This window comes from Cupriavidus sp. CuC1, from assembly GCF_044627735.1.
In the GTDB taxonomy this organism is placed as follows: Bacteria; Pseudomonadota; Gammaproteobacteria; order Burkholderiales; family Burkholderiaceae; genus Cupriavidus; species Cupriavidus ulmosensis.
In genome coordinates, this window is record NZ_JBIUHC010000376.1 from 1 (window position 1) to 1,223 (window position 1,223).

Consider the following 1,223-nt stretch of genomic DNA (forward strand, 5'->3'; position numbering starts at 1 on the left):
CCCCAATGCTGGGCAATCGGGTGCTGGTGCATGAAGGTCAGCACGGCTTCTGCCGCGTGGCGCAGCTTCCGTTCGTCCGCGATACGATGCATCATCTGCCGGATCGCTGGCGGCGACAGCTCCGGCACCATTCGGGCGAGATCCGCAGCCGACATCGACGTGCCATGAGCGAGTATGGCTGCGTAGACCAATAGCAATTCGCTGCGGGAATGCGGCTCCCTCCCCAGCAAGAGCCAACTGAAGTGCGTGGCGCTGTCGATCTCGAGCAGGATCTCAGTGCTGGCCGCCGGGGTGCCGCTCGAACAGTGCGCGTCGCAATGTCTCCACCGACGCGGGCGTAGCGCTCGCCACCAAGGGATCGATGTGGATCGCATCGTCAATCTTGAGCTTCCCACACAAGACAGCGTCCCTCAGCTTGACGAGGCCTTCGTCCAGATGCGCGATCACCGGCACCAGAAATGCCTGAGCGTCCTGCGGCAACTTGAGATGGCCATAGAAGTGGTTGCGTTTAGCCTTCCAATCGCTGGCGCCGATCAAAAGCGCCGCTTGGCTTCGGAAGGCAAAGCTGTGCGCAAGAAAGACTGAGCCGTTGCGCAGTGCCACCCGTAGAGCGAATAACGTGCCCCACTCGAAGGCGGCCAGCGCACGCTGACGGTCCTGTCCCTCCATAGCGGGTTGCCAGGCGCGGCCGAGTCGAATCGTGATCTGGTCGGGAAGAGAATCGGTCTTCCGCGCGTAGAGTTCCTGCAGCACGGTCAAGGCTTCGATCACGGGGTGCGCCGACTGGGCAGAGAAGGGCAGCAGAACCAACCTGCCGAGCAAGGCTCGGGCCTGGCGGTGCCGTGACAGGAGTTGCATGCGGATCAGGCTGGCACGGCTGGGCGCACGCCGGTTAAGCGCTGCATCGGCCAACGCCGACAGCTGCTGGCATAGTGCTTCACGGGTTAGCACCTCATCCGCGGCCAGCGCTTTGACCGCAGTCGCGAACTCTCGCATCTGGGTGTCAGGGTCCGGTCGGCCAGCGTCAATCAGGCGCCGAACGTCGTTGACGGATTTCTGAATCCAGTGTCGCAACATGGTCGCCAATTGGTCCGTGGCGGCGCATAAAGCGTAACGCAGAAAGCAAGCAGCTTCCAAACGGCGGGGTTGCTGCGCGACTCGCTTGCTCACTGATGCCGGACGATTGGCACAGCGCTTGGCGTAGTAGCGTACCAGCGCTTCAT

1 pseudogene is annotated in these 1,223 nt (G+C 62.6%); it reads right to left on the reverse strand.

Annotated features, from left to right (window positions below):
• Positions 1–1,223 (reverse strand): annotated as a pseudogene (locus ACGLHR_RS51725) (Tn3 family transposase); the annotation flags it as partial.